This window comes from Arthrobacter sp. NPDC058192 (assembly GCF_042883665.1).
In the GTDB taxonomy this organism is placed as follows: Bacteria; Actinomycetota; Actinomycetes; order Actinomycetales; family Micrococcaceae; genus Arthrobacter.
This window is the reverse complement of record NZ_JBHVVJ010000006.1, coordinates 25,746-49,140: the sequence shown is the minus strand read 5'-3', so window position 1 is coordinate 49,140 and position 23,395 is coordinate 25,746. Positions and strand designations below refer to the sequence as shown.

The 23,395-nt window shown below is 68.3% G+C and carries 15 protein-coding genes and 1 tRNA gene; 12 read left to right on the top strand and 4 right to left on the bottom strand.

Features of this window, described 5'->3' with window-relative positions; translation table 11 throughout:
- Positions 1-55 precede the first annotated feature (55 nt).
- The 12 genes from ACFVVK_RS07920 (at position 56) to sufU (ending at position 20,728) form a co-directional block, all read left to right on the top strand.
- Complete coding sequence (locus ACFVVK_RS07920; RefSeq protein ID WP_390265703.1) at positions 56-1,885, top strand: ABC-F family ATP-binding cassette domain-containing protein; 1,830 nt, start codon at positions 56-58, stop codon at positions 1,883-1,885.
- A gap of 683 nt (positions 1,886-2,568) precedes the next feature.
- A tRNA-Gln gene (locus ACFVVK_RS07915) sits at positions 2,569-2,640 on the top strand.
- A 42-nt stretch (positions 2,641-2,682) separates the two neighbouring features.
- Positions 2,683-4,233, top strand: coding sequence for a bifunctional UDP-N-acetylglucosamine diphosphorylase/glucosamine-1-phosphate N-acetyltransferase GlmU (gene glmU / locus ACFVVK_RS07910; protein WP_390265701.1), 1,551 nt, complete (start codon positions 2,683-2,685; stop codon positions 4,231-4,233).
- A 5-nt stretch (positions 4,234-4,238) separates the two neighbouring features.
- Positions 4,239-5,219 (top strand): ribose-phosphate diphosphokinase, encoded by a 981-nt coding sequence (locus ACFVVK_RS07905; protein WP_390265699.1) that lies wholly within the window; start codon positions 4,239-4,241, stop codon positions 5,217-5,219.
- Positions 5,220-5,492: 273 nt separating this feature from the next.
- Positions 5,493-6,107: a 50S ribosomal protein L25/general stress protein Ctc gene (locus ACFVVK_RS07900; protein WP_390265697.1), complete on the top strand. Its 615-nt coding sequence runs from the start codon at positions 5,493-5,495 to the stop codon at positions 6,105-6,107.
- 145 nt (positions 6,108-6,252) lie between these two features.
- Positions 6,253-6,840, top strand: a complete 588-nt coding sequence (gene pth, locus ACFVVK_RS07895; RefSeq protein WP_390265695.1) for an aminoacyl-tRNA hydrolase — start codon at positions 6,253-6,255, stop codon at positions 6,838-6,840.
- Between the two features lie 147 nt (positions 6,841-6,987).
- On the top strand, positions 6,988-9,732 hold the full coding sequence (locus ACFVVK_RS07890; protein ID WP_390265693.1) for a LuxR C-terminal-related transcriptional regulator: 2,745 nt from the start codon (positions 6,988-6,990) through the stop codon (positions 9,730-9,732).
- The gene (locus tag ACFVVK_RS07885) at positions 9,719-12,415 is read left to right on the top strand and encodes a LuxR C-terminal-related transcriptional regulator (protein ID WP_390265691.1); all 2,697 of its coding nucleotides are present in this window, start codon (positions 9,719-9,721) and stop codon (positions 12,413-12,415) included. Before ACFVVK_RS07890 ends, ACFVVK_RS07885 begins: the two co-directional genes overlap by 14 nt.
- A 304-nt stretch (positions 12,416-12,719) precedes the next feature.
- The gene (locus ACFVVK_RS07880; protein ID WP_390265689.1) at positions 12,720-15,461 is read left to right on the top strand and encodes a LuxR C-terminal-related transcriptional regulator; all 2,742 of its coding nucleotides are present in this window, start codon (positions 12,720-12,722) and stop codon (positions 15,459-15,461) included.
- A 68-nt stretch (positions 15,462-15,529) separates the two neighbouring features.
- A complete protein-coding gene (locus ACFVVK_RS07875; protein ID WP_390265687.1) occupies positions 15,530-18,181 on the top strand; it encodes a LuxR C-terminal-related transcriptional regulator in 2,652 nt (883 codons plus the stop codon).
- A 775-nt stretch (positions 18,182-18,956) separates the two neighbouring features.
- Complete coding sequence (locus tag ACFVVK_RS07870) at positions 18,957-20,264, top strand: SufS family cysteine desulfurase (protein ID WP_390265685.1); 1,308 nt, start codon at positions 18,957-18,959, stop codon at positions 20,262-20,264.
- Positions 20,265-20,275: 11 nt separating this feature from the next.
- On the top strand, positions 20,276-20,728 hold the full coding sequence (gene sufU / locus ACFVVK_RS07865; protein WP_390265683.1) for a Fe-S cluster assembly sulfur transfer protein SufU: 453 nt from the start codon (positions 20,276-20,278) through the stop codon (positions 20,726-20,728).
- A gap of 21 nt (positions 20,729-20,749) precedes the next feature.
- On the opposite strand, the gene ACFVVK_RS07860 is transcribed toward sufU, so the two are convergent.
- The 4 genes from ACFVVK_RS07860 to ACFVVK_RS07845 all read right to left on the bottom strand — a co-directional run bounded on the left by ACFVVK_RS07860 (position 20,750) and on the right by ACFVVK_RS07845 (position 23,355).
- Positions 20,750-22,063 carry a UDP-glucose dehydrogenase family protein gene (locus tag ACFVVK_RS07860; RefSeq protein WP_390265681.1) on the bottom strand — a complete coding sequence of 438 codons (1,314 nt, stop codon included), beginning with the start codon at positions 22,061-22,063 and terminating at the stop codon, positions 20,750-20,752.
- Between the two features lie 28 nt (positions 22,064-22,091).
- A complete protein-coding gene (locus ACFVVK_RS07855) occupies positions 22,092-22,535 on the bottom strand; it encodes a VanZ family protein (protein ID WP_390265679.1) in 444 nt (147 codons plus the stop codon).
- A gap of 96 nt (positions 22,536-22,631) precedes the next feature.
- Entirely contained in the window at positions 22,632-22,853 is a 222-nt protein-coding gene (locus tag ACFVVK_RS07850; protein WP_390265677.1) for an SCO4848 family membrane protein, read from the bottom strand.
- Positions 22,854-22,857: 4 nt separating this feature from the next.
- Positions 22,858-23,355 carry a DUF2505 domain-containing protein gene (locus ACFVVK_RS07845; RefSeq protein ID WP_090956174.1) on the bottom strand — a complete coding sequence of 166 codons (498 nt, stop codon included), beginning with the start codon at positions 23,353-23,355 and terminating at the stop codon, positions 22,858-22,860.
- Between the last annotated feature and the right edge of the window lie 40 nt (positions 23,356-23,395).

Here is a 23,395-nt window from a genome sequence, read left to right as displayed (position 1 = left end):
GCTTTTTAACGCCTCCCGGATAACTTCACCGATACACCTAAGAAAGCAGTTCCCAGTGGCACACCTGCTCGGCGGCGAGAACCTTTCGGTCTCGTATGCAACCCGCACCGTCCTCGACGGCGTAACCCTCGGCCTGGAAGAGGGGGACCGGATCGGCATGGTGGGCCGCAACGGTGACGGCAAGTCGACCCTCATGCGCCTGCTCGCGATGCGCTCCACCCCGGACTCGGGCCGGGTGACCAAGCGCGGTGAGGTCAACATCGGGTACCTGGACCAGAGCGACGTCCTCGACGGGGACCTCACCGTCGGCGCGGCCATCGTGGGCGACAAGGCCGACTACGAATGGGCCGCCAACCCCCAGATCCGCGAAGTCATGGGCGGCCTGGTGGCCGACGTCGACTGGCACGCCAACGTGCACGCGCTCTCGGGCGGGCAGAAGCGGCGGGTGGCCCTTGCCAAGCTGCTGATCGAGGACCACGACGTCATCATGCTCGACGAGCCCACCAACCACCTCGACGTCGAAGGCGTCGCCTGGCTGGCCCGGCACCTGAAGACCCGCTGGCGGGCCAACCAGGGCGCCTTCCTCGTGGTCACGCACGACCGCTGGTTCCTCGATGAAGTGTGCAACAAGACCTGGGAAATCCACGACGGCATCATGGACCCGTTCGAGGGCGGCTACGCGGCCTACGTCCTGGCCCGGGCGGAGCGCGACCGGATGGCCTCGGTGGTCGAATCCAAGCGCCAGCAGCTCGTCAAGAAGGAGCTCGCCTGGCTGCGCCGCGGCGCCCCGGCCCGCACCGCCAAGCCCAAGTTCCGGATCGAGGCAGCCAACGCCCTGATCGCCGACGTGCCCGAGCCGCGCGACTCGACGGCACTGAGCAGGATGGCCACGGCCCGGCTCGGCAAGGATGTGCTGGACCTGGAACACGTCTCGCTGGACTTCCAGGGCGGCGAGGCCGGGCAGAAACTCTTCGACAACATCACCCTGCGCCTGGCGCCGGGCGAGCGGCTCGGCCTCGTGGGCGTCAACGGCGCCGGCAAGACCACCCTGCTGAAGCTGCTCAACGGCGAGATCCAGCCCACCTCCGGCAAGTTCAAGCGAGGCAAGACCGTGGTCACCGCGGTGCTCACCCAGGAAGTCAAGGAGCTCGACGACGTCGCGGACCTGCGCGTCATCGAAGTGATCGAACGCGAGAAGCGCTCCTTCAACGTCGGCGGCAAGGAGTTCACCGCCGGGCAGCTCGTGGAGCAGCTGGGCTTCACCAACCAGAAGCAGTGGACTCCGGTCAAGGACCTCTCCGGTGGCGAACGCCGGCGCCTGCAGCTGCTGCGGCTCCTGGTCGGCGAGCCGAACGTGCTGATGCTCGACGAACCGACCAACGACCTCGATACCGACACCCTCGCCGCCGTCGAGGACGTGCTCGACGGCTGGCCCGGCACCCTTGTGGTGGTCAGCCACGACCGCTACCTGCTCGAACGCGTCACCGACCACCAGATGGCGCTCCTGGGTGACGGCAAGATCCGTGCCCTGCCGCGCGGCGTGGACCAGTACCTGGAACTGCGTGAATCGGCACTGGCCGGCTCCACCATCACCGGCGGCGGGAACCCGGTGACGTCCTCCGGCGGGGGCGCGGCGCCGGCTGCCACCGGGCCGTCGGAAGCGGAAAAGCGCGACGCCCGCAAGGCCAAGAACCGGATCGACCGCCAGCTGGGCAAGCTCACCCAGCAGGAGGACAAGATCCACGCCCAGATGGCCGCCGGGGCCGGCGACGCCAGCAAGTTTGACCAGCTCGCCGAGCTCAACAGGAAGCTTCAGGACCTCTCCGGCGAACGCGAAGCCCTCGAACTTGAATGGCTTGAGGCCCTCGAGGTGCTGGGGGAGTAGCCCGCGTGCAGCCCGGGGGACCCGTGCCCCGGCCCGAAGGACAAGTTCCCCCTGTTCCGAGGGACATGCCCAACGTGCTGCGCCACGGCTGGACATGCCCCTCGCAGCCTTCGATCCCCTGGGGACATGTGCTGCGGTGGCGGCTAGGGATGGACATGTCCCTCGCAGCCTTCCACCCCCTGGGGACATGTGCTGCGGTGGCGCCCAAGGGTGGACATGTCCCTCGGAGGGCCCGAAGCCGTGAGCACATGTGCCCGGAACGCAGATCGCGAATGGACATATTGGCATTATGTCCAGCCCATGGGGTCGATGGAGGACATGTCCCTGGCCGCAGCCCTCAGCCAGGCGCGTGGTACGAGCCTGAATCCGACGTGTCCCTCGGAGTGCCCAAACCCCGCACGCCTGTACTTTCGTGGCGCCCAGGGGTGGACAAGTCCCTCGGAGGGCCCGAAACCGTGAGCACATGTGCCGGAGGCGTAGGTCGCGGATGGACATAATGGTGTTATGTCCATTCCATGGGCTCCGTGGAGGACATGTCCCGCGGGGTGGCCGAGGCCGGGTGGGCCGCGGATGGACATGTCCCTCGGGGGGCTGCGCCGCCCGGCCTTAAGGCGCTGAGTCGCACGAGCATCAACCTTCGTGGCAGAATTGTTTCTTGTGCCACCGGTCAAGCCTTGGCACGGTCCGCTCTGGTGTAATGGCAGCACCCCGGCCTTTGGAGCCGTGGAGTATAGGTTCGAGTCCTATGGGCGGAACTGGCGAGACACGCTGCGCAACCAAGCAAGGAGAGCGAATACGTGAGCCCCGAGAACACTGGCCCAGCCGCCGTGATTGTCCTAGCTGCAGGTGCCGGTACCCGGATGAAATCGCGTATCCCGAAGATTCTCCATGAGATCGGCGGCCGCTCCCTGGTCGGGCACGCCCTCACGGCCGCCCGCAGTGTCCGCCCCCGCGAACTGGCCCTGGTGGTGCGGCACGAACGCGACCTCGTGGCCGACCACGTCACCGCCCTGGATCCGCAGGCCCTCATCGTGGACCAGGACGACGTGCCCGGCACGGGCCGCGCCGTTGAGGCCGCGCTTGAGGCCCTCGACGCCGCCCACCCCGAACAAGCGTTGAGCGGGACCGTCGTCGTCACCTACGGGGACGTTCCGCTGCTCACCGGTGCACTGCTGGCCGAGCTCGTCGCCGCCCACGAGGCGGAGGGCAACGCCGTCACTGTCCTCACCGCCGTTCTCGACGACGCCACCGGCTATGGCCGCATCCTGCGGGCGGCGGACGGAACGGTCACGGGCATCCGCGAGCACAAGGACGCCACTGACGCCGAACGCGCAATCCGTGAAATCAACTCCGGCATCTACGCCTTCGACGCCTCCGTGCTGCGCGACGCGCTGGGTCATGTCACCACGGACAACGCCCAGGGCGAAAAGTACCTCACAGACGTCCTGGCCCTGGCCCGCGCCGCGGGCGGCCGCGTCGCCGCCGTCGTCACCGAGGACCGCTGGCAGGTTGAAGGCGCCAACGACCGCGTTCAGCTCGCGGCCCTCGGAGCCGAGCATAATCGCCGCACGGTGGAGGCCTGGATGCGAGCCGGGGTGACAGTCGTGGACCCGGCCACCACATGGATCGACGCCACGGTGACTCTCGACGAGGACGTCCGACTGCTCCCCAACACGCAGCTGCACGGCGTCACCACCGTGGCGCGCGACGCCGTCGTCGGCCCCGACACGACCCTGACGGACGTCGCGGTGGGGGAGGGCGCAACCGTCATCCGCACCCACGGCTCCGGCTCCCGGATCGGAGCACGCGCCACCGTGGGCCCCTTCACCTACCTGCGCCCCGGCACCGTCCTGGGCGAGACCGGCAAGATCGGCGCGTTCTACGAAACCAAGAACGTCACGATCGGGCGCGGTTCGAAGCTGTCCCACCTCGGCTACGCCGGAGACGCGGAAATCGGCGAGGACACCAACATCGGCTGCGGCAACATCACTGCCAACTACGACGGCGAGAAGAAGCACCGCACGGTGATCGGCTCCGGCGTGCGCACGGGGTCCAACACCGTCTTCGTGGCTCCCGTCCGTGTGGGCGACGGCGCCTACAGCGGCGCAGGCGCCGTCATCCGCCAGGACGTTCCGGCGGGCGCCCTCGCGCTCTCCCTGGCTAAACAGCGGAACGCGGAAGGCTGGGTATCGGCCAACCGGCCCGGCTCCGTCTCCGCCGCCCTGGCCGAGTCCGCCCTGGCCGAGTCCGCCCTGGCCGGGTCCGCCGGCGCCGCGGGCGCCCTGGCCCGGTCCGCGGGCGCCGCCCCGACATCCTCCACTACTCCGGCACCGACAGAAGAGGGCTAGCAATCATGAGCGAAATTACGGCACACGGCGAGAAGAAGCTGGTGCTGGCCGCGGGGCGCGCGCACCCTGAGCTGGCGAAGGAAATCGCCAAGGAGCTGGGCACCGAGCTGCTGCCCCTGGACGCCTACGACTTCGCCAACGGGGAGATCTACGTGCGGGCCGGCGAGAGCGTCCGCGGCACCGACGCCTTCGTGATTCAAGCCCACCCGGCCCCGTTGAACAACTGGCTCATGGAACAGCTGATCATGATCGATTCGCTCAAACGGGCCTCCGCCAAGCGCATCACCGTGGTGTCCCCGTTCTACCCCTACGCCCGGCAGGACAAGAAGGGCCGCGGCCGCGAGCCGATCTCGGCACGCCTTGTCGCCGACCTCTACAAGACCGCCGGCGCCGACCGCATCATGAGCGTTGACCTGCACACCTCCCAGATCCAGGGCTTCTTCGACGGCCCGGTGGACCACCTCATGGCCATCCCGCTCCTGGCCGACTACATCCGCACCCGCGTCGGCTCCGACAACGTCACGGTCGTCTCCCCGGACACCGGCCGCGTCCGTGTCGCGGAGCAGTGGGCAGAGCGCCTCGGCGGCGCCCCGCTGGCCTTCGTGCACAAGAGCCGGGACCTCACCGTGCCCAACCAGGCCGTCTCCAAGACTGTCGTGGGCCAGATCGAAGGCCGCACCTGCGTCCTGATCGACGACATGATCGACACCGGCGGAACCATCTCCGGCGCCGTGCAGGTGCTCAAGAACGCAGGCGCCAAGGACGTCATCATCGCCGCGACCCACGCGGTGTTCTCCGATCCCGCAGCCCGCCGCCTGTCCGAGTCCGGTGCCCGCGAGGTCGTGGTCACCAACACGCTGCCGATCCCGGCGGACAAGCGCTTCCCGCAGCTGACCGTCCTGTCGATCGCGCCGCTGATCGCGCGCGCCGTCCGTGAAGTGTTCGACGACGGTTCCGTCACCAGCCTGTTCGACGGCCAGGCCTGAGCCCTGATTCGTCCGGCCGGCGGCCGGCCCGGTTTTAGAAACCGGGCCGGCCGCTGGTAGCCTTGTATGGAACCTTGGCGAGGGAGAGCGCCGGTGAGACCGTATGCAGCTGTTTGTGCGGGAAGCCGGAGTGCTGGTCTCCGTTATCGACTGGGTCTGAATTTCCTTCGATCGGTCAGCTGCCTGGCAGCCCGGCGTTGAAGGTCGCAAACAGACCTCCGCCCTTGCCGAACACCGTTTAGACCCACAGCTTGAACCCACGAGGAGATATCCATGTCTGAGCAGAAGCTCGCAGCAGAAGTACGCACCGAATTCGGCAAGGGCTTCGCCCGCCGCGCCCGCATGGCCAACCTGATCCCGGCCGTCATCTACGGCCACGGCGCAGAGCCGATCCACATCACCCTGCCGGCAAAGGCCACCACCCTGGCCGTCCGCGTCCCCAACGCCCTGCTGAACCTGGACATCAACGGCGAGGAGCACCTGGCCCTCGTCAAGGACATCCAGCGCAACCCGATCAAGCAGATCGTCGAGCACCTCGACCTGCTGACCGTCCGCACCGGCGAGAAGGTCACCGTCGACGTCCCGGTTCACGTGACCGGTGAAGTTGCTCCGGGCAGCGTCCACAACCTGGAACTGACTGTCGTTTCCGTCGAGGCCGAGGCAACCCACCTGCCGACCGCCATCGAGGTCAGCGTCGAAGGCCGCGGCGCCGGCGAGCACATCCACGCCTCCGACCTCGTCCTGCCGCAGGGCTCCACCCTGCTGGCTGACCCCGAGGCGCTCGTGGTCAACATCTCCGAGGCCGTCGAAATCGCCGAAGAGGGCGAAGAGGCCGGCGAAGCCGCTCCCGCCGAGGTTGCGGAGACCGAAGAAGCAGCAGCCGAGTAATTCCGGCAACATCCACCGGCGGCCGGGCTCCTCAGGGGCCCGGCCGCCGTCGTCTCCACCGCCTTGTCCCGGACCGTGCGCCGTGACTGCCCTGCCCGCCTGTCCTGCCCGCCAGCGGCCCAACCTGCCCATTAAAGGACCATCCATGACCGACACCTGGCTGATCGTAGGCCTTGGCAACCCCGGACCCGAGTACAGCCACAACCGGCACAACGTCGGCCAGATGGTCCTGGATGAACTGGCATCGCGCGCCGGCGGCCGGTTCAAGTCCCACAAGGCGCGTGCCCAGGTCCTCGAAGGGCGCCTTGGCATTGGCGGTCCCCGGATCGTGCTGGCCAAGCCGCAGTCCTACATGAACGTCTCCGGCGGCCCGGTCGCGGCGCTGGCCCAGTTCTATGGGATCGATCCGGCCCATGTTGTTGCAGTTCATGACGAAATTGACATCCCTTTCGACACCGTAAAGCTCAAAATCGGCGGCGGCGAAGGCGGACACAACGGGCTACGGGACATCTCGAAGGCCCTGGCCACCAAAGACTACCTGCGTGTGCGGGTCGGCGTCGGACGGCCACCGGGCCGGATGGACACCGCAGACTTCGTCCTGCGGGACTTTTCGGCCCCGGAAAAGAAGGACCTTCCCTTCCTCATCGATGCGGCGGCCGACGCCGTCGAAATCCTCGTCAAGGACGGCCTGCTCGCCGCCCAGCAGAAGTTCCACCCCGCCAAGGCCCCCTAGTACGCGCACGCGCCACGGCAGGCTTCCTTCCAAGCTTTCGGCAATCCGGTTATGATCTGTCTACTCTCAGGTCGGGGGATAGAGATACGCTACTTCTAAGTGGGCAGCCGGGGGTTGCTGCCCACAAAGCGGTACGAAGGAAACTACATGTCGAGGGACTCGCTGGGCTGGGGGAATGTTTCCACTACATTGGCACCCGCCGCTGAAGAACACGCCGCCGGTGCGGTGGCGAAGCACGGGTGGTCCGGTTTGGCGCGGAACGCCGATGCCGAACGCGTCCGGACGGAACTGCTGGCGCAGGACCGGATGGGCGTTGTCATCACCGGTGACCGCGGCGTCGGCAAAACCCTTGTCGGCAGGACAGCCCTCGCCGGGTTCGGCCCAGAGGTGCACACCATCCAGCTCCGCAGCACAGGACCGGGAGCGGCGACCCCGTATGGTTGCCTCGCCTTCACCTTGGCTCGGCTTCCGCAGAGCTCCCTGGGATCACCGACCGCCATCCTTCACGGCATCACTTCGCTGATCCGCGACGACGCTGCCGGCCGCCAGTGCGTGATCCTGCTCGACAACGCCGGCGCCCTTGACGAACTGAGTACCGGGGTCCTGCTGAACCTGCTGCAGACCCACACCGCCCGGCTGATCGCCACCGCCCAGCGCACCACAGACCTTCCCCCCGATTTCTACTGGCTGATCACCTCGGGCCACCTTGCCGAGGTCCGCCTGGCCAACCTGACCGAGCTCGAAACGCTTGAGGTCCTGCAGGCCGCTCTCGGCCACCGGGTCTCGACCGCCCTGGCCAGCCAACTGCACCAGCTGGTCGGCGGTAGCCCCACCCTCCTGCAGGCCGTCGTCTCCGAACAGGTCGAGCGCGGAAACCTTGTCCTCTCCGGCTCGGTCTGGACGTTGGTCGACGAAGTAGTGCTGGACGGCCGGACGGCGCTGGAGGACATCGTCCGGGCCAGGTACGCCCGGGAAACACCCGAGGCGCGGGAGGTCATCGACGTCCTGTCCTGCGCCCGGACGCTTCCGTTGGCCAGGCTGGCCAAGATGTACAGCCCGGGGGTGATCGCGGACATGGAAGAAGCCGGCCAGATTGTGGTCGACCGCACGGACCGGCACCTCGTCACGTTGGGCGACCGGTACCTCGGCGACATCGTCCGGAACTGGCTGAGCGTCGAGCGCCGCCTGGAGCTGCGGGACAAGGTCCCCGGGCACCAGGAACACGAGCTGGCCCAGCTGACAGTCGAGGACCTGCTCGCCTACGCGGCCTGGACGCACGACTGCCACGCCCAGCTTGCTCCCGCCCACGCGGTGGCGGCTGCCAGCGCCGCAGTGAAGCTCTTTGACCCGAAGTTTGCCCTCAAGTGCGCCGGCAGCCTGTCGCCGTCGGACCCCGAATGGGCCGAGGGGCAGCTGCAGAAGTCGGCGGCATACCTCCAGCTCGGCTTGCCCCTGCAGGCCATGTCAGCCCTGGACGATGTCACAGAGCGGCAGATCAACGATCTCTCGGCCGTGGACTTCGCCGAGTTCGTTGCAGCCAAAGCTGACTGCATGGCCTGGCTGGAGGGCCGGTCCGGCGAGGTCCCCGGGCTCCTCCAGCAGGCCAGGGTCCGACTCCAGGACCTCGGCCTGGACGAGCCGGCCGTGGACCCCGCGGAACTGTCCCGGGCCGGGCTGTGCCTGGACCTGTGCGAGTTCAATTACTTCTCCTTCATCGGCGATTTTGAGCCCATGATGGCCCGGCTCACCGCTGCAGCGACGACGGATGTTCCGGGTGCCGACCCGGTGCACCGGCTCCGGTCGGCCATCATCCTGATGGAGGCCCTGTCCATGACGGGCCGGGAACTCGATGCCCGCCAACTCATGCGGGAACTAGGCGGCCAACTGGGTGAGTGGTCCAACGTGCCGCGCGTCCGCGAAAACTTCGCCTGGCGCTCCTTCAACGTCCTGCTCGTGTCCGGGCTGTGGCGCCAGGCCATCGACATGCTCAAGGACGCGAGCGGCCGGGCCGGGCACGGGCTGCATTCCGGCAGCGCCGCAACGGACCTCGCCGTCGGGCTCGCCTACGTCTATTCCGGCCGCGGCTACATGGCGCTGGACCCGTTGCTGGCTGCGATCGGCCAGCTTGAGGTCCGGGCGAGCCTGCAGTCCCTGCGCCAGGCCTACGCCGCTACCGCCTTTGCCTACGCCCAGACCGGCAACTCGGTCCAGGCGGCGATGTACTTGGACCGGGCACGTTCAGCGGACGGCCCGGCCCGCTTCGCCGTCAGCAGTTCCACGCAGTTCTGCATGGACATGGCCTCCCGGTGGCTCGGGGACCCCGAGGCCAAGGACCGGCTGGTGCGGGCTGCGGAGGAACACTACCGGAAGGGCCGCTACACCCTGGCCGGGATCTGCATGCTCGGGGCCACGGTCAACGGAACCGTCAAGGATTTTCTGTTCATGGAGGAAATCGCCGGGCTGAGGCAGGGCCCGCTGGCCGAATTGTCCGGCACGGTGGCGCTGGGCAGCCGGAAGAAGGACGCCGCGATCATGCTCGAGGCGGCAGGGCAGGCCGCTGCCCTTGAGCTCGACGCCGTTCAGGCCAGATGCGCCGCACTCGCCTTCGACTTCGCCAAGGGTGCCGGGCTGACCGCCAGCGCCAACGCCGCATACAGCATGCTCGAAAGCCTCTCGGAGTCTGTCCCTGCGCTGCCGATCATGCCCCGCAACAAGGGCCCGCTGCTCACGGAACGGGAGCGGCAGATTGCCACCCTTGCCGGAAATGGGGTCTCCAACAAGGACATCGCCCTGGAGGTGGGCATTTCAGTCAGGACCGTGGAGGGCCACCTGTACCAGGTGTTCACGAAGCTCGGCGTTTCTTCGCGAAGTGATCTGCTTGGGCTCATCTAAGGGCCCGCCGGCAGCTCCCGGCACGCAGGCCGCCGGCGCCTTGACCGGGAGATCAGAGGAATTAATATCGGCAGTTGAGGCGCTCCAGGGCGGCAGCCACGTGGCGGTGTTCGTCATCGGCGACAGCGGGCTGGGGAAGTCCCGGCTCATCGAAGCGGTGGTGGCGGAGCTGGCCGCCGAAGTGACGCCGGTGCGGATCCACGGCAGCGCTTCGCTGACCAAGGTGCCCTACGGTGTCCTCGGTCCCTTCATCGTCGGCCTGCCGGTGCAGGAGGCGACCTCGCAGCTGGCGGTGCTGCGGACGCTGTGGTCGCACCTGGAAGAGGAGAAGCGCGCCACCCAGAAACCCTTGCTGCTCATCGTCGACGACGCCCACGACCTCGACGAGGCGACGGCGGGCATCCTGGCGGAGCTTGCCGCGGCAGGCTGGGCGAAACTGCTGGTAGGCTCGGCCGCCCGGCCAGGACTGCCCGAACCGCTACTGCAGCTGTGGTTCGAAGGCATCGCAGAACGGCACGATCTGCGGCCCTTGACCCTCGCCCAGACCACGGAGCTGCTGGAGGGCGAACTCGGCGCGCAGGTGCTGCCGAGTGTCGCCGAGATCCTCTGGGAGGCCTCCGGCGGCAACCCGATGCTCCTGAACGGGCTCCTCGAGGACGCCAAGAAGGACGCCACGCTGATCCGGAGCAACGGTGTCTGGCTGTTCACGCGGCACCTGAACAGCCACGGGGACCGGCTGACCGACGTCGTGCGGCGTCAGTTGCTCCTGCGATCGCCCGAAGAACGGCAGGCCTTGAACCTGGTGGCACTGGCTGAACCCGTGTCCAGAGAGCTGATCGAGTCCGTCGCCGGCGAGGACGCCGTCGTATCGCTGATCGACAGCGAACTGCTCCGTCTCACGGATTCCGCTGCCGGTGAACTGCGGCTGTGGCATACCGTATACGGCGACACGCTCCGGAACCTGATCTCCCCGGCGAGGAGTCTGCAGCTTCGGCAGAGCCTGCTGCGCCACATGGACAGCGAGCCGACGTCGGCCGAAGGTCTGCTGCGGCACGTGAGTTGGTCGATCGAATGCGGCGCGGAGGTCGAGGACCGGCAGCTCCTGCGGGCGGCTGTCCTGGCCAGCCGGCTTGACCAGGACGAGCTCGTCCGCAAGGCCGCCGCCCTCGTCAAGGATCCGGAGCAGCAGATGGCGGCCCGTGCCGTGATAGCCCGGACCCTCTTCAACGCTTCGGACTACGTTGCTGCGCGGGAAATCCTGGACGCCGATTTCGGCGAAGGCGAGAGCCTCACCAGCCTGCTGACCGGGTCACTCCTGTGGGCCGCGGTCCTTTCCGCCCTAGGCCACACGCCGGCAGAGATCATGCGACGGGCACAGGACCTGAAGCGTGCCGGTGACCGCCTCGCCGAGGCCACGCCGGAGAATTCCGAAGCAATCATCGCCGCGACAACGGAGCGCCTGGAGATCATGGAGGCCATGGTCCTGGCCCTGGCCGGGGAGTACCCGCAGGCGCCGGCGGAGCGCGGCGGCGCGCGGCCAGCGGTGCAAGGCCTCGAAGCTGTGTTCCGGCTGTCCCTGGACGCGGAGCGGCTCCTGGCCGCGGGCAAAGGGCTGAGCGCCCTGGCCGTAATGGCGCAGGCCATCGAGGGCGCGGGAGCCGCTTCCGATGAGCTGTACTTCCTCGCGGACTTCCTCGTGGTGCGTTCGTCTGCGGCCGCGATCCAGGCCGGGGACTGGCAAACCTCGGAAAGCCTCCTGGCCGGTTTTGTCGCCGGATCCGGGCGGAGCCTGATTTCGTTCGGCGGGGGAGTGCACGCGGCCCACGGCATCATCCTCCTGTACCAGGGCAGGGCCGCCCAGGCGCTGGATACCCTAAGCGCCGCGCTTGAGGCGCTGCGGCTGGCCGATCCTCAGCAGCTCTTTGCCCTCACTGCGGCCATGGCGTTCGCCGCGGCCGCCGAGGTCGGGGCCCAGACGAAAGCGGAGCTCTTCCTCGCCGACTTCGAGGCGGCGCCCGCGGTGTTGCCGCGGTACATGCGCTCGCTGGCTGCGATGGTCGTGGTCTATGGCAAGGCCCGGCTCGGCAACTACCCGGACGCCATCGCGGAATTGAAGCGGCTCGGTCGCCCGGACCCGGAGATGGAGACGGCCGGCCTCGAGTTCGAGACGTTGGCGCTTTGCCTGGCGCTGGGGGACACTGACTCGGCTCCGCGGCTGCTGGAACTGCGGGCCGGGCTCGAAGGCCCCCGCCCGGCTGCGGTCTGCGCCTACGCCGCAGCCATCAGCACAGATGACGCAGCGGACCATCTGGAGGCTGCGAAGACCTGTGAAGCTGCGGAACTGTGGGCCTTTGCCGCCCTTGCCTACGACGCCGCGGCGCACGCCTACCGGGATGCGGGCGACACTCTGAGGGAGCGGATGGCGAACTCCCAGCGGAAGCGGTGCCTGGACCGGGCCGACGACCTCCCCGGCGAGGAAACGGCCAGGAACGATGACTCCCTGGGCATCCTGACTCGCCGGGAACGCGACATCGTGGCGCTCGCCGTCCGCGGCCTGACCGATCGGCAGATTGCCGCCGAGCTCCAGGTCTCAGTACGCACGGTGGAGGGCCACCTCTACCGCAGTTACGCCAAGCTCAACGTCAAGGGCCGCGAACAGCTTCCCGGCATCGGCGGCCATTAGGTCCCGCCGCCGTGCACGACGACGTCGACGATTCGGGCCGCTGGGCGCCGCCCGAAGCTGCCCGCGGGTCGTGCGGCAGACCCGGTTTTCCGCGAGTCCGGAAGGCTACGGTCGGGGCCACGTGAAGCGGATTTGCGACTACTTGGTTTGTGTCCCTCAGCCAATGGGTCCAACTGAGTACAGGTACGTAGAGCGGGCCGATTACTTGCTAAGTATTCGAGTACTACTTACGCATACCGAGAAAACCCGTAGTCAATACGGTGGTTTATATCACCGCTCCCACATGATTGCGAAGGTCTCTCATATGTTCCAGCAAGAAGCCGGCTTGCCTGCAGGCAGCGGCCAAACAGAAGCTACCTTTCCGCTGCAAAGAAACGGCTACAGCCGGAACAAGGACAGGGCTTTCACCCGGCAGCAGGTAGTCGCCGAAGTCGTCGACACCCTGACATCGGGTTCCGGCTGCGGCATCGTGCTCGTCGGTGACCACGGGGCCGGCAAGTCCTTCATCGCCCAGCGCGCCATCGAGCAGCTCGGGGACGAGTACCTGGTGGTCCAGGTCCGGGGCAGCTCGATTTCCTCCAAGCTTCCCTATGGAGCACTGAGCGTCCTGTTGAACGACCTCGACGCCTCGCACCTCGAGCACCCGCTGATGGTGCTGCGCGGGCTGATCCAGCTGCTTCACAGCAAGTCCGAGGGGCGGCGAATCGTGCTCTTCGTCGACAACGCACATGACCTCGACGAGCTCTCGAGCATGATGGTGGCCCAACTGAGCGCCGGCGCGCACGTCACGCTGCTGGCTGCGTGCGTGGACATGCCCCATGTCGGCGGCGACATCATGGGCTTGTGGAAGGATGACCTGCTGCGGCGGGTGGACCTGGGACCGTTCGACTTCGCCGAGACGGCGGCAACCCTGAACCACGAATACGGCGGCCGGTTCTCCCTGGGGGCCGCCCGGGCGCTCTGGAGCGCCAGCGGAGGCAACGCCCTGTTCCTCCATTCCTTGGCCCGGGAACAGATCAAGCTGGGCACAGTGGTCCGCCAGGACGGCGTGTGGTTCCTGGGCAACGGCCCCATCGCCCTGACCGGTGAGATCCGCGACGTCGTGAAGGCCCGCCTCAACCGGCTCGGCACCGGCCAGCGCGACGTCTTCGAACTGCTGGCCCTCGCCGGCGCCGTCCCGCTGCAGACGCTCATGCTCATCGCCAACCCCCAAGACATGGACGCGCTCCAGGAACGCTCCCTGATCCGGGTCACGCACGACCATCCGCCGATGGTCAGGGTCGCTAACCCGGTCACGGCCGGCATCGTCGCCAGCGTTGTGCCGCCGGGACGCAGCGCCGAACTCCGCCGCCGCCTCACTGCCGTGCTCCAGGACGCAGAGGCCCTGCAGGCCGGCGAAGCCACCGGCGTGTCCTGGGCACTGGACTGCGGTGAGCAAGTGAGCCCGGACGTAGCCCTGGCAGCGGCCCGCACCGCGAACAGCTCGTCCGACCCCGCCGCCGCCCTGCGCTTCGTCCAGGAAGCCGAAGGGAGCGATCCCGCCGCCCTGATGGCCATCGAGTCCGTGAAGGCCCACATCTCGGTCAACAACGAGGAGTCCGCACGCCGGGTCCTGGACACACTGGACGAGGCAGCGTGCCGGGAGCTTCCGCTTGCCGAGTGGACGGCGCTTCAGCTCCTGCGGGCGGAACTGGACAAACGCAGCTCCGCCCCGGCAGGGGATCCCAGGACACGGCTGCAGGAACTCGCGGACCGGCTGCTGGCAGCGTCCGCCGAGCACAGCCCTGCGGTTGAAGCGGCCCGGGAGCAGCTGCGACTGGCCGAGGCCGGACTCGCCGCGTTCCAGGGACGCTACGCCGATGTTCTCGCAGCAACCGACGGCATGGACACCGCGAACCTGGTCAGCGAACCGCGGCTTGTGACCGCTAGCCTGCGCTGCGAGGCCATGGCCGTCACCGGAAATGTCGTGCCGGCGTTGGCCCTGGGCAAGCAGGTCCTGGCGGCAATAGCCAGCGTGCCGCTGCCCGACCGAGCGGCCCGGGAGATCAGGGGCAGGTTCCTGCTCCTGCTGCTGCTCTCGGCGCAGTTCAAGGAGGCTTCCGCCTACGTTGCCGAGGCGTACGCCAGCGCAGAGCCCCAGACCAGGCTCGGGGGGGTGTTCGAGATCGCTCAAGGCGTTCTGGATCTGCACGCCGGCCGCCTCGAGGCGGCGCTGTCCCAGCTTCAGGCCGGCAGGTGCCAGCTCCGGGCACAGGGCCTCGACGCTCTGGCCGCCCTGGCCACGGCCGCCTGTGCCTATGCCGCGGCCCTGCAGGGCGAGGAGGAAACCGCGGGCCTCCTGCTGGGCGACCTCGCCCAGCCGCGGACTCCTGCAGCGTGGCTCGTGGCGCGGCTTACCCGCTACTTCGAACTTTCGGCCCAGGCCGAGCTGGGCCAGAGGGCAATCTCGGTCCGTGCACTCACGGTCGAGTCCGACGGCGACACGGAAGCAGCGGCCTACGCGCCGGCGCTGCTGTTCCTGTCAGCTGCCGCCCGCCTGGGGGACCGCCAGGTGGGGCAGAAGCTGGGCAGCCTCAGCGGCCGGGTGACCGGACCGCTCGCCGCTTTGTGCATGCGGCTGGCCGAGGGTATGCGGGAAGCAGACAGCGAACGGCTGCTGGCGGCGTCCAAGGAAGCGGAGGCGTCCGGCAACGCTGTCTTCGCCCGGGATGCGGCGCGGAAGGCCGTCAGTTGTGCTCACGACGCCGGCAACCGCATCGCGCTGCGGATCGCCCAGCGGGCGCAGCAGTCCCTCGATGACAAGTTCGGCAGTCCCAAGAACGGCATGCATTCGCTCACAACCTCGACGCTGACGGCGCGGGAATGCGAAGTGGCGGTCCGGGCTGCTGCTGGTACGTCAAACAGGAAGATCGCCGAACAGATGCACGTATCGGTCCGCACGGTCGAGGGACACCTATACCAGGTGTATTCGAAGCTGCACGTAGCCAGCCGATCAGAACTCAAAGATGTCATCGCAACTCCCGCAGACAGCGCCCGGCTTGGCTAGGACTGCCAGGCTCCGGCCGGCTGTCCCGGTCAGTTTTCTTGGACAGCCGGGGGCGATGGGAACCCGTGATGGAAAGCCTGGCTAAGAGCGTCCCGCTGATCGAGCGGCAGGCCTTGGTGAAGGACCTGGTGCGTTGCCTGAGCGACGGCACCGGCTCGGGCGCGCTCGTCATCGGCGCCGCAGGGACGGGCAAGACCGCGGTCGTCAAGGCGGCCGTCCGTGAGCTCGGGCCCAGCGGCCACGTGTTTAGGCTGACCGCCACTCCGGCCCTGGCCGCCGTTCCCTTCGGCGCCCTGTCGCCCTACCTGTCACGGCTCCCTGACGGCGAGCTCGACTCCCATGCGGCCGTCGTGGAGGCGATGACGGGCAGCCTGAAATCCGAGGCGGATCGTCCGCTGTTCGTCGTCGACGATGCACACTGCCTGGACCCCGGAACCGTCCGGCAGCTCGCGCAGGCTGCCGCCACCGGCTCGGCCGGAATCCTGGCAACCAGCCGGCCCGGGCCAATGATTCCGGAGGAATTCCTGTCGCTGTGGGATGACGGCATTATTGCCAAGTTCGACCTTGGCCCGCTCAGCCGGACCGGAACACACCAGCTGTGCGAGCAGGTCCTGCGGGCCGAGGTCTCACCTTGGGTCAGCGCGCTCTTTCATGACGCGGCCGACGGTAACCCGCTCATGCTCATGTCACTGATCCATCATGCCCGCAACAGCGGAGCGCTGGGCTTCCGGCACGGAGTCTGGTTCCTCCTCGCCAACCCGGACATGGCCCAAGTGCCGGCCGCCGACGTCGTTGACCGGCAGCTGCGCTCCATGACGCCGGAGGAAAAGACCGCGGCCATGATCGTGGCCCTGGCCGGACCGCTCTCGCTCGCCCAGATCCTGCGTATAAGTGGCCCCAAAGCAGTCGACGCGCTGGACACGGCAGGGATCATCGCCGTTTCCCCCGGCCAAGACAGGCTCGTGCGGGCCGCCAGCCCGATTGTTGGCGAGATCATCCGTCACCGTGTTCCCGCAGGGCGCAGTTCGGCGCTGCGTTCAAGCGTGCTGTCGCTTCCCTCGGTCCGTGCGGCGGTGCCCGGCGCGGCGCTGAACAGATTGCGGTGGTCCCTTGACTGCGGCGTGGACGTCCCTCCGGCCCAGCTGCTGCAGGCCGCGGTCGCCGCTAACACAGCCCTGGACCCTTCGACCGCCGCCCGGGCTGCGGGAGCCATCCGGGACCCCTCCTTCCTCCCCGATGCCCGGATCCAGCTGGCCTACTCGCACTTCATCCTTGGGCGCCCGGACACTGCCTCGGCGTTTCTGGAATCCGCCCAGCCGCTGCGCGCGGGACGGTCATCCTATCTGGCCGCCCTGCTCGCGGCCCGGCTCGGGTCCGCTTCGCCTTCCCGGCACCTGCACGCCGACGCCGGGCATCTGCCACAGGAGGAACAGCTCCACGACGGGACAGCCGTGGCGGGAGTGGCCGCGGAACTCCTGAGCCAGGAATGGGACGACCGGTTCATGGCCGCCGGAACCGGGCTGCACGAACTCGTCGCCACGTCCGGCGCCAACTCCGAAATCCGTGTCCCGGCCCTGTCCCTCCTCGCCGAAGTGCTGACTGCCCAGGGCCGGCTCCACACGGGGTTGCGGCTGGACGGCGAAGCATGGCGCGGCGCCCGCAGCGCGAGTCTGGCGCTTCCCCTTGTCTACGAAGACCTCGTGGTCCGGCACTGCCTGAACCTGATCCGGGCCGGCGACTGGAACGCGCTCGGAACGGTCCTGGACGATTACGCGGCCCGCGAGCCCGGCCGGCTGCTGTACAGCGGCGGCATGCTCCACCTCATGCGGGGCTACTCGAGGCTGCGCCAGGGCAGGATGCGCGAAAGCCTGGCCGAAGTGCGGCTCGGCGTGGAGGAACTGTCCATCGCCGACCCGCTGGGCCTGCTGCCGTTCGCGCACGCCGTCGCGGCCTACGCCGCCGCTGCCGTCGGACACCGCCGTGAGGCCAGCCAACATTCGCTGGCGCACCGGCAACTGGTCTACCGGGAACCTAAAACCCTCCGCCTGCTCGCGGAGGCGTACAGCCGCGCGGCGGACCTCGGCGACGGGGCGGACCCAAGCGGACTCGAAGCGCTGGCGCGCCTGGCTGACCAAGCACAGCACGAAGGCCTGCGGGGCGTCGAATCAGAAATCCGGCGGCTCGCGTTCCGCAGCGGCGATACCTCGGGAGCCGAGGCCCTGGCCCTCAGCAGCAGCGCGGTGGACGGACCGGAGGCTCGCCTGCTGGAATCCTACGCGGCAGCGGTTGCGGCGTCCGACGCCGTCGACCTCATTGGCATCAGCGATGACGCGCAAAACGGCGGGCACGCGCTCCTGGCCCTTGAAGCGGCCCAGCAGGCGGAGCGGATCCTGGAAGACGAGCCGGACCGGTGGAGGCTCAGCGCGGTCCAGCGTCGCGTTCATCACCGCCTTGTGGAGGCTGGAATGTCGGCGCAACTGGAGGTGGTCCACAGTGATCGTGGCGCTGCGCTGACCGCCCGTGAAGCCGAAGTCCTTCAACGGGTCTCCGGCGGGGCCACGAACGCCGAGATCGCCGCCGAACTCTGTGTATCGCAACGGACCGTGGAAGGGCACTTGTCGCGGATTTTTGCCAAGCTCGGGGTCGGCCGGCGCGCAGACCTCCTGGGCGCGGGCGTGGCGCACCCGGTGTCCTTCCACTCCGGCAGCCCGGGGCCCTGATCGGCCGCGTACACCCCGGCGGCCCGGGGGACCGGCGGGAGTATCCCCAAGTAGTGGCGCGTACCGGAAGCCGTCAGAAGTCGGGTAAACGCTACTCGTGCACAGATCCGCTCTGGGCGATTGACTTAGGGCAGTCCCACACAGGGGTATCAAAATGAGGAACTTCAACAGGAATGACCGCGGGGGATGCCCCGCAGGAAAGTGTGGCCTAAAAATCCATCTTGCCTGCAGAAGCAGGCACTGCCACCATTAGAGGTGGTCGTGCCGTAACTTCTCTACACCGAACTCCTTCCGGGAATCGTACGGTGCCCAGACGGGCAGCCGTACCCCAAGGTCGGAGCCGGCGGCGTCAGAGCCTTCTGAGACCGAGGCTCTCCCCCCAGCCGCCGCCGGCTCCCTTAACTCGGTCTGCATCCGGGTCCGCGCCACTGTGAGCAGCGGGCCCGGAACGAGCGCCATCGATGGGCGCCGTAGGGGAAACCGGGTGCGGGAAGCCGTCGGATGCGCTGGCGCCCGCCCGCTCCGCGCGGGCTGACTGACTCAGGCAAGTTCTGGGTCACGCGCCACTGCCGCCAACTCACCATCTCAGACGCCGCCAGCCTGGCGGCCGCCAACGCGGCCGCGTGCCTTTCACGCCGAATACGCCGCACCCGCGGCGGCCGCACAGGAAGCCTGCGGGAACGTGGAATAATTAGGTTCAATATGTGTGACGTATTTCCGCCGGCGCTTGCTGCGGGGGTGCGCCGCAGCGAACGCCGATCCAGGAGTCTCCGCCATGGTTGCCACCCCAGCCCACCTCCGCAGCGCCGCCGTTGCGCTCGGGAACGATGAGGTCCTGAGGATCCGCAATGACTTCCCGATCCTGCACCAGCAGGTCAACGGCAAAGAGCTGGTCTACCTGGACTCCGGCGCGACGTCGCAGAACCCGCTCAGCGTGCTTGAGGCCGAGCAGGAGTTCTATGAGCAGCGGAACTCGGCGGTCCACCGCGGGGCGCACCACCTCGCCGTCGAGGCCACCGAGGCGTTCGAAGACGCCCGGGAAACCGTGGCGGCCTTCGTCGGGGCGGGGCCGGATGAGCTCATCTGGACCTCCAACGCCACGGAGGGCCTGAACCTGCTCACTTACTCCTTCCTCAACGCGTCGCTGCCTGGCGCCGGCGCTGAAGCCGCCCGGTTCGCCCTGGCCCCGGGTGACGAACTCGTGGTCACGGAGATGGAACACCACGCCAACCTGATCCCGTGGCAGGAACTCGCCGTCCGGACCGGAGCGGTCCTGAAGTTCATACCCGTCGACGACGCCGGCGCCCTGGACCTGGCGGCCGCCGCCACCATCATCGGCCCGCGCACCCGCGTCCTGGCGTTCACCCACGCTTCCAACGTACTGGGCACCATCAACCCGGTGGCGGCGCTGGTCGCCCTGGCCCGGTCCGCGGGAGCACTCGTTGTGCTCGACGCGTGCCAGTCCGCCCCGCACCTGCCGCTCGATGTCAAGGCGCTCGACGTCGACTTCGCGGTGTTCTCGGGCCACAAGATGCTCGCCCCCACCGGAATCGGCGCCCTCTACGGCCGCTCGGAGCTGCTCAACTCGTTGCCGCCCTTCCTGACGGGCGGTTCGATGATCACCACCGTCACCATGGAACGGGCGGGCTTCCTGCCGAGCCCGCAGCGCTTCGAGGCAGGCACGCAGCGCATCTCGCAGGCCGTTGCGCTCGCCGCCGCGGTGAACTATCTCAGCGAAACCGGGATGGACCGCATCCATGCCTGGGAAACCGAGCTGGGCCAGCGGCTGGTGCAGGGCCTGGCGGCCATCCCCGGGATCCGCGTGCTGGGCCCCGCCGCGGGCCAGGAACGGATCGGCCTGGCGGCGTTCGACGTCGCCGGAGTCCACGCGCACGACGTCGGCCAGTTCCTGGACAGCCGCGGCATCGCGGTGCGGGTGGGCCACCACTGCGCCCAGCCCCTGCACCGCCGGCTGGGGCTCACGGCCACCACACGGGCCAGCACCTACCTTTACAACACCACGGACGATGTGGACGCATTCCTCAATGCGGTCGCCGACGTCCGTGCCTACTTCCACGCCTAGGACGGACATCCATGAGTCTTGACCAGCTCTATCAGCAGATCATCCTGGATCACGCCAAGGCCCGGCACGGCAGCGGCCTGGCCGCGGCGGCCGCTCCCGCGGGTGCCAGCGGCCAGTCCCACCAGCTGAATCCGACCTGCGGCGACGAAATCACGGTCCGGGTGTCCGTGGCCGACGGAAAAGTCAGTGAACTGCGCTGGGACGGCGATGGCTGTTCCATCTCGATGGCCTCGGCCTCCGTGCTGACGGACCTCGCCGAGGGCATGACCACCGAGGAGCTCCGCACCGTGATTGGCAACTTCCGCGACGTACTGCGTTCCCGGGGCAAGGTGCCGGCGGACCCGGAACTGCTGGGCGACGCCGCCGCGTTCGAGGGTGTGTCCCGCTACGCGGCCCGGGTCAAGTGCGCCATGCTCTCCTGGGTGGCGGCCGAAGACGCCCTCGGGCAGGCACTGGCATCCTGACCCGAGCCTGACAAGACTGCCTCAGGGCCGGCCGAGGCCCCTGTAGATCCAACCGGCAGCGCGCCACTTGGCCGGGTCCAGGACATTGCGGCCGTCCAGGATGCGCGGCGCGGACACGAGCGCCTTGACGGCGTGCGGATCCAGTTCCCGGTAGGCCCGCCATTCGGTGAGGAGCAGGACGGCGTCGGCCTTGTGCAGCGCGGTTTCCAGATCGGGTTCCAACGGGAGTTCGGGGAAGCGCTTGGCCGCATTCGTCAGGGCCTGGGGATCGGTCACCGTCACTACCGCACCCTGCAGTTGCAGCTGCGCGGCGGCACTCAGCGCGGGGGAGTCCCGGACGTCGTCGCTCTCCGGCTTGAAAGCGGCCCCGAGCACGGCGATCCGCTGGCCCAGCAGGGACCCGCCGCACAGTTCCCGCGTCAGCTCTACCACCCGGGTGCGGCGCCGCATGTTGATTGCGTCCACTTCGCGCAGGAATGTCAGCGCCTGGTCCGCGCCCAGCTCGCCGGCCCGGGCCATGAACGCCCGGATGTCCTTGGGCAGGCAGCCGCCGCCGAACCCGATACCCGCGTTCAGGAACTTCCGCCCGATCCGCTCATCGAGGCCGATCGCGTCCGCCAGCCGCGTGACGTCGGCCCCCGTGGCCTCGCAGACTTCGGCCATGGCGTTGATAAATGAGATCTTCGTGGCGAGGAACGAGTTGGCGGCCGTCTTCACGAGCTCCGCGGTGGCAAAGTCCGTCACCAGCCGGGGCGTGCCGCCCTCCAGCGGAATCTCGTAAACCCGGTCCAGGACGGCCACCGCAGGATGTTCTTCGCTGCCGTCCGGCGTCCCGTAGACGAACCGGTCCGGGTTCAAGGTGTCCGTCACGGCGTGGCCCTCGCGCAGGAACTCAGGATTCCAGACCAGCGTCGCACCGGGCTCTGTCTCCGCAATCATCTCAGCCAGCCGCGCGGCGGTTCCCACCGGCACCGTGGACTTCCCGGCGACGACGTCGCCGGGCGAGAGCTGGGCGGCGAGAGCCTCGACGGCGGCGTCCACGTAGCGGAGGTCGGCGCCGTTTTCGCCGCGTTTCTGCGGGGTCCCGACGCAAACGAAATGGACTTCAGCGCCGCGGGCGGCCGCCATGTCGCTCGTGAACCGCAGTCGTCCCGATTCTTCAAGCTCGGCGAGGAGTTCATCCAGGACGGGTTCGTAAAAGGGAGCACGGCCCTTTGATAACTGTTCCACTTTGTGTTCGTCGACGTCGATGCCGACGACGTCATGACCCAGCTTCGCCATACACGCAGCATGGACCGCACCCAAGTAACCGCAGCCGATGACCGAGATCCGCATAGTTTCAATGTCCTCCCGCGTGGCTTGTTCACAGCGTACGTGCTGGCCGCCGTTTTCGCACAGCGTTGCCGCGGGCCATGAGCGCCCGGGCCAGGAGGGCGCCGAGCAGGGCGCCGAGAGTGTTCGCGGCGACGTCGGCGGCGGAGGCAAAGCGGGCCGGGAGAAGGGCGAACTGGGCGAACTCGATGAGGACGGAGAGCAGGAAACCCGTTGCCACCCCTCCCCACCAGTACCGCGGGCCCAGGATCCGGGCGACCAGGGCCCCCAGCGGAAAGAACAGGATCACGTTCGCGGTGAACTCCACCACGGCGTAATCGAACCATCGAGGAACGCCCCCGCGGTGGAGGTCCTGCAGCCACTGCGCCAGGAATCCGGACGCGTCGCGGTCCACGGGCACGGGCCACAAAGCAATCAGGCCCAGGGCAAGGGCGTAAGCGCCCAAGGCCCAGATGGCCGCACGACGGGGTAGCAAAGGGGCGTCCCCTTTCAGTGGTCCACCTTTTTGCCGATTCTAGCGCCGGCGGCGGCGGGCGCGGTATGCGCCGTGCCGCCGCCGGTGCGCCGGAGACTAGCTGAGCAGCCCGGCGATGCCGATTGCCGCCGTCGCGGCCCCGAGCACCATGGAGATGCTGACGAGGACCACGTGGACGGTCAGGAAGCGCGTGGCCTTGCCGTCGGCGTCGCGGGCCCGCGGGTCATTCCTGACCCGGCGCAGGAACTGCGGCCAGACCACCAGGGACCAAACGCCGGAGACCACCAGGACGACGGCGAGGAACGCTGGCAGCTCCACGGCGCTAGTGGCTCTCGAGCCAGGCCTGCGCCTGCTGGGACTGCAGGTTCAGGGCCTTGCCGACCATCGGCTCTGCCGCGTCGGCGATCTTGCCGCCCAGGAACGGCACCGAGGAGGTCACGTTGCCCTCGAGCTCGATCCTGGTGCTGCCGCCTTCGGACACGAGACGCTGGACGGCGTTCACGTCCAGCGGTGCGCCGGCGACCTTGAGCGAGATCTTGCTCTGCCGGGAGCCGTCGGCGGCCGGAGCCTCCCAGCTCTCGAGCTGGGTGACCTTCAGGCTTTCGCCGACGAATTTCCGGGCGAGGTCAGGCATCCGGGTGGTGGGGATGGTGCGCACGGTGGTGGTGCTGAAGGCGGCGGCGGGGTCGCCTTCGAGGGCGAACGATTCCAGGGTGCCGCCGACGAGCTCGCTCGTGTGGCGCAGGAAGTCTTCGTTGACGAAAACCGCGGTAATGCGGTCGACGCTGTGCGGAACGGTGGTGGATGCACTCAGGGCCATGGGGGGTCCTCCGTGTTGGGGAAGTGGACGTTTCGGGCTT

Excerpts from the sequence above, each read along its gene's own strand:
- ACFVVK_RS07905 (WP_390265699.1), top strand. The coding sequence starts at position 4,239 with ATGAGCGAAATTACGGCACACGGCGAGAAGAAGCTGGTGCTGGCCGCG.
- ACFVVK_RS07900 (WP_390265697.1), top strand. The coding sequence starts at position 5,493 with ATGTCTGAGCAGAAGCTCGCAGCAGAAGTACGCACCGAATTCGGCAAG.
- pth (WP_390265695.1), top strand. The coding sequence starts at position 6,253 with ATGACCGACACCTGGCTGATCGTAGGCCTTGGCAACCCCGGACCCGAG.
- ACFVVK_RS07890 (WP_390265693.1), top strand. The coding sequence starts at position 6,988 with ATGTCGAGGGACTCGCTGGGCTGGGGGAATGTTTCCACTACATTGGCA.
- ACFVVK_RS07880 (WP_390265689.1), top strand. The coding sequence starts at position 12,720 with ATGTTCCAGCAAGAAGCCGGCTTGCCTGCAGGCAGCGGCCAAACAGAA.
- ACFVVK_RS07875 (WP_390265687.1), top strand. The coding sequence starts at position 15,530 with ATGGAAAGCCTGGCTAAGAGCGTCCCGCTGATCGAGCGGCAGGCCTTG.
- ACFVVK_RS07870 (WP_390265685.1), top strand. The coding sequence starts at position 18,957 with ATGGTTGCCACCCCAGCCCACCTCCGCAGCGCCGCCGTTGCGCTCGGG.
- sufU (WP_390265683.1), top strand. The coding sequence starts at position 20,276 with ATGAGTCTTGACCAGCTCTATCAGCAGATCATCCTGGATCACGCCAAG.
- ACFVVK_RS07860 (WP_390265681.1), bottom strand. The coding sequence starts at position 22,063 with ATGCGGATCTCGGTCATCGGCTGCGGTTACTTGGGTGCGGTCCATGCT.
- ACFVVK_RS07845 (WP_090956174.1), bottom strand. The coding sequence starts at position 23,355 with ATGGCCCTGAGTGCATCCACCACCGTTCCGCACAGCGTCGACCGCATT.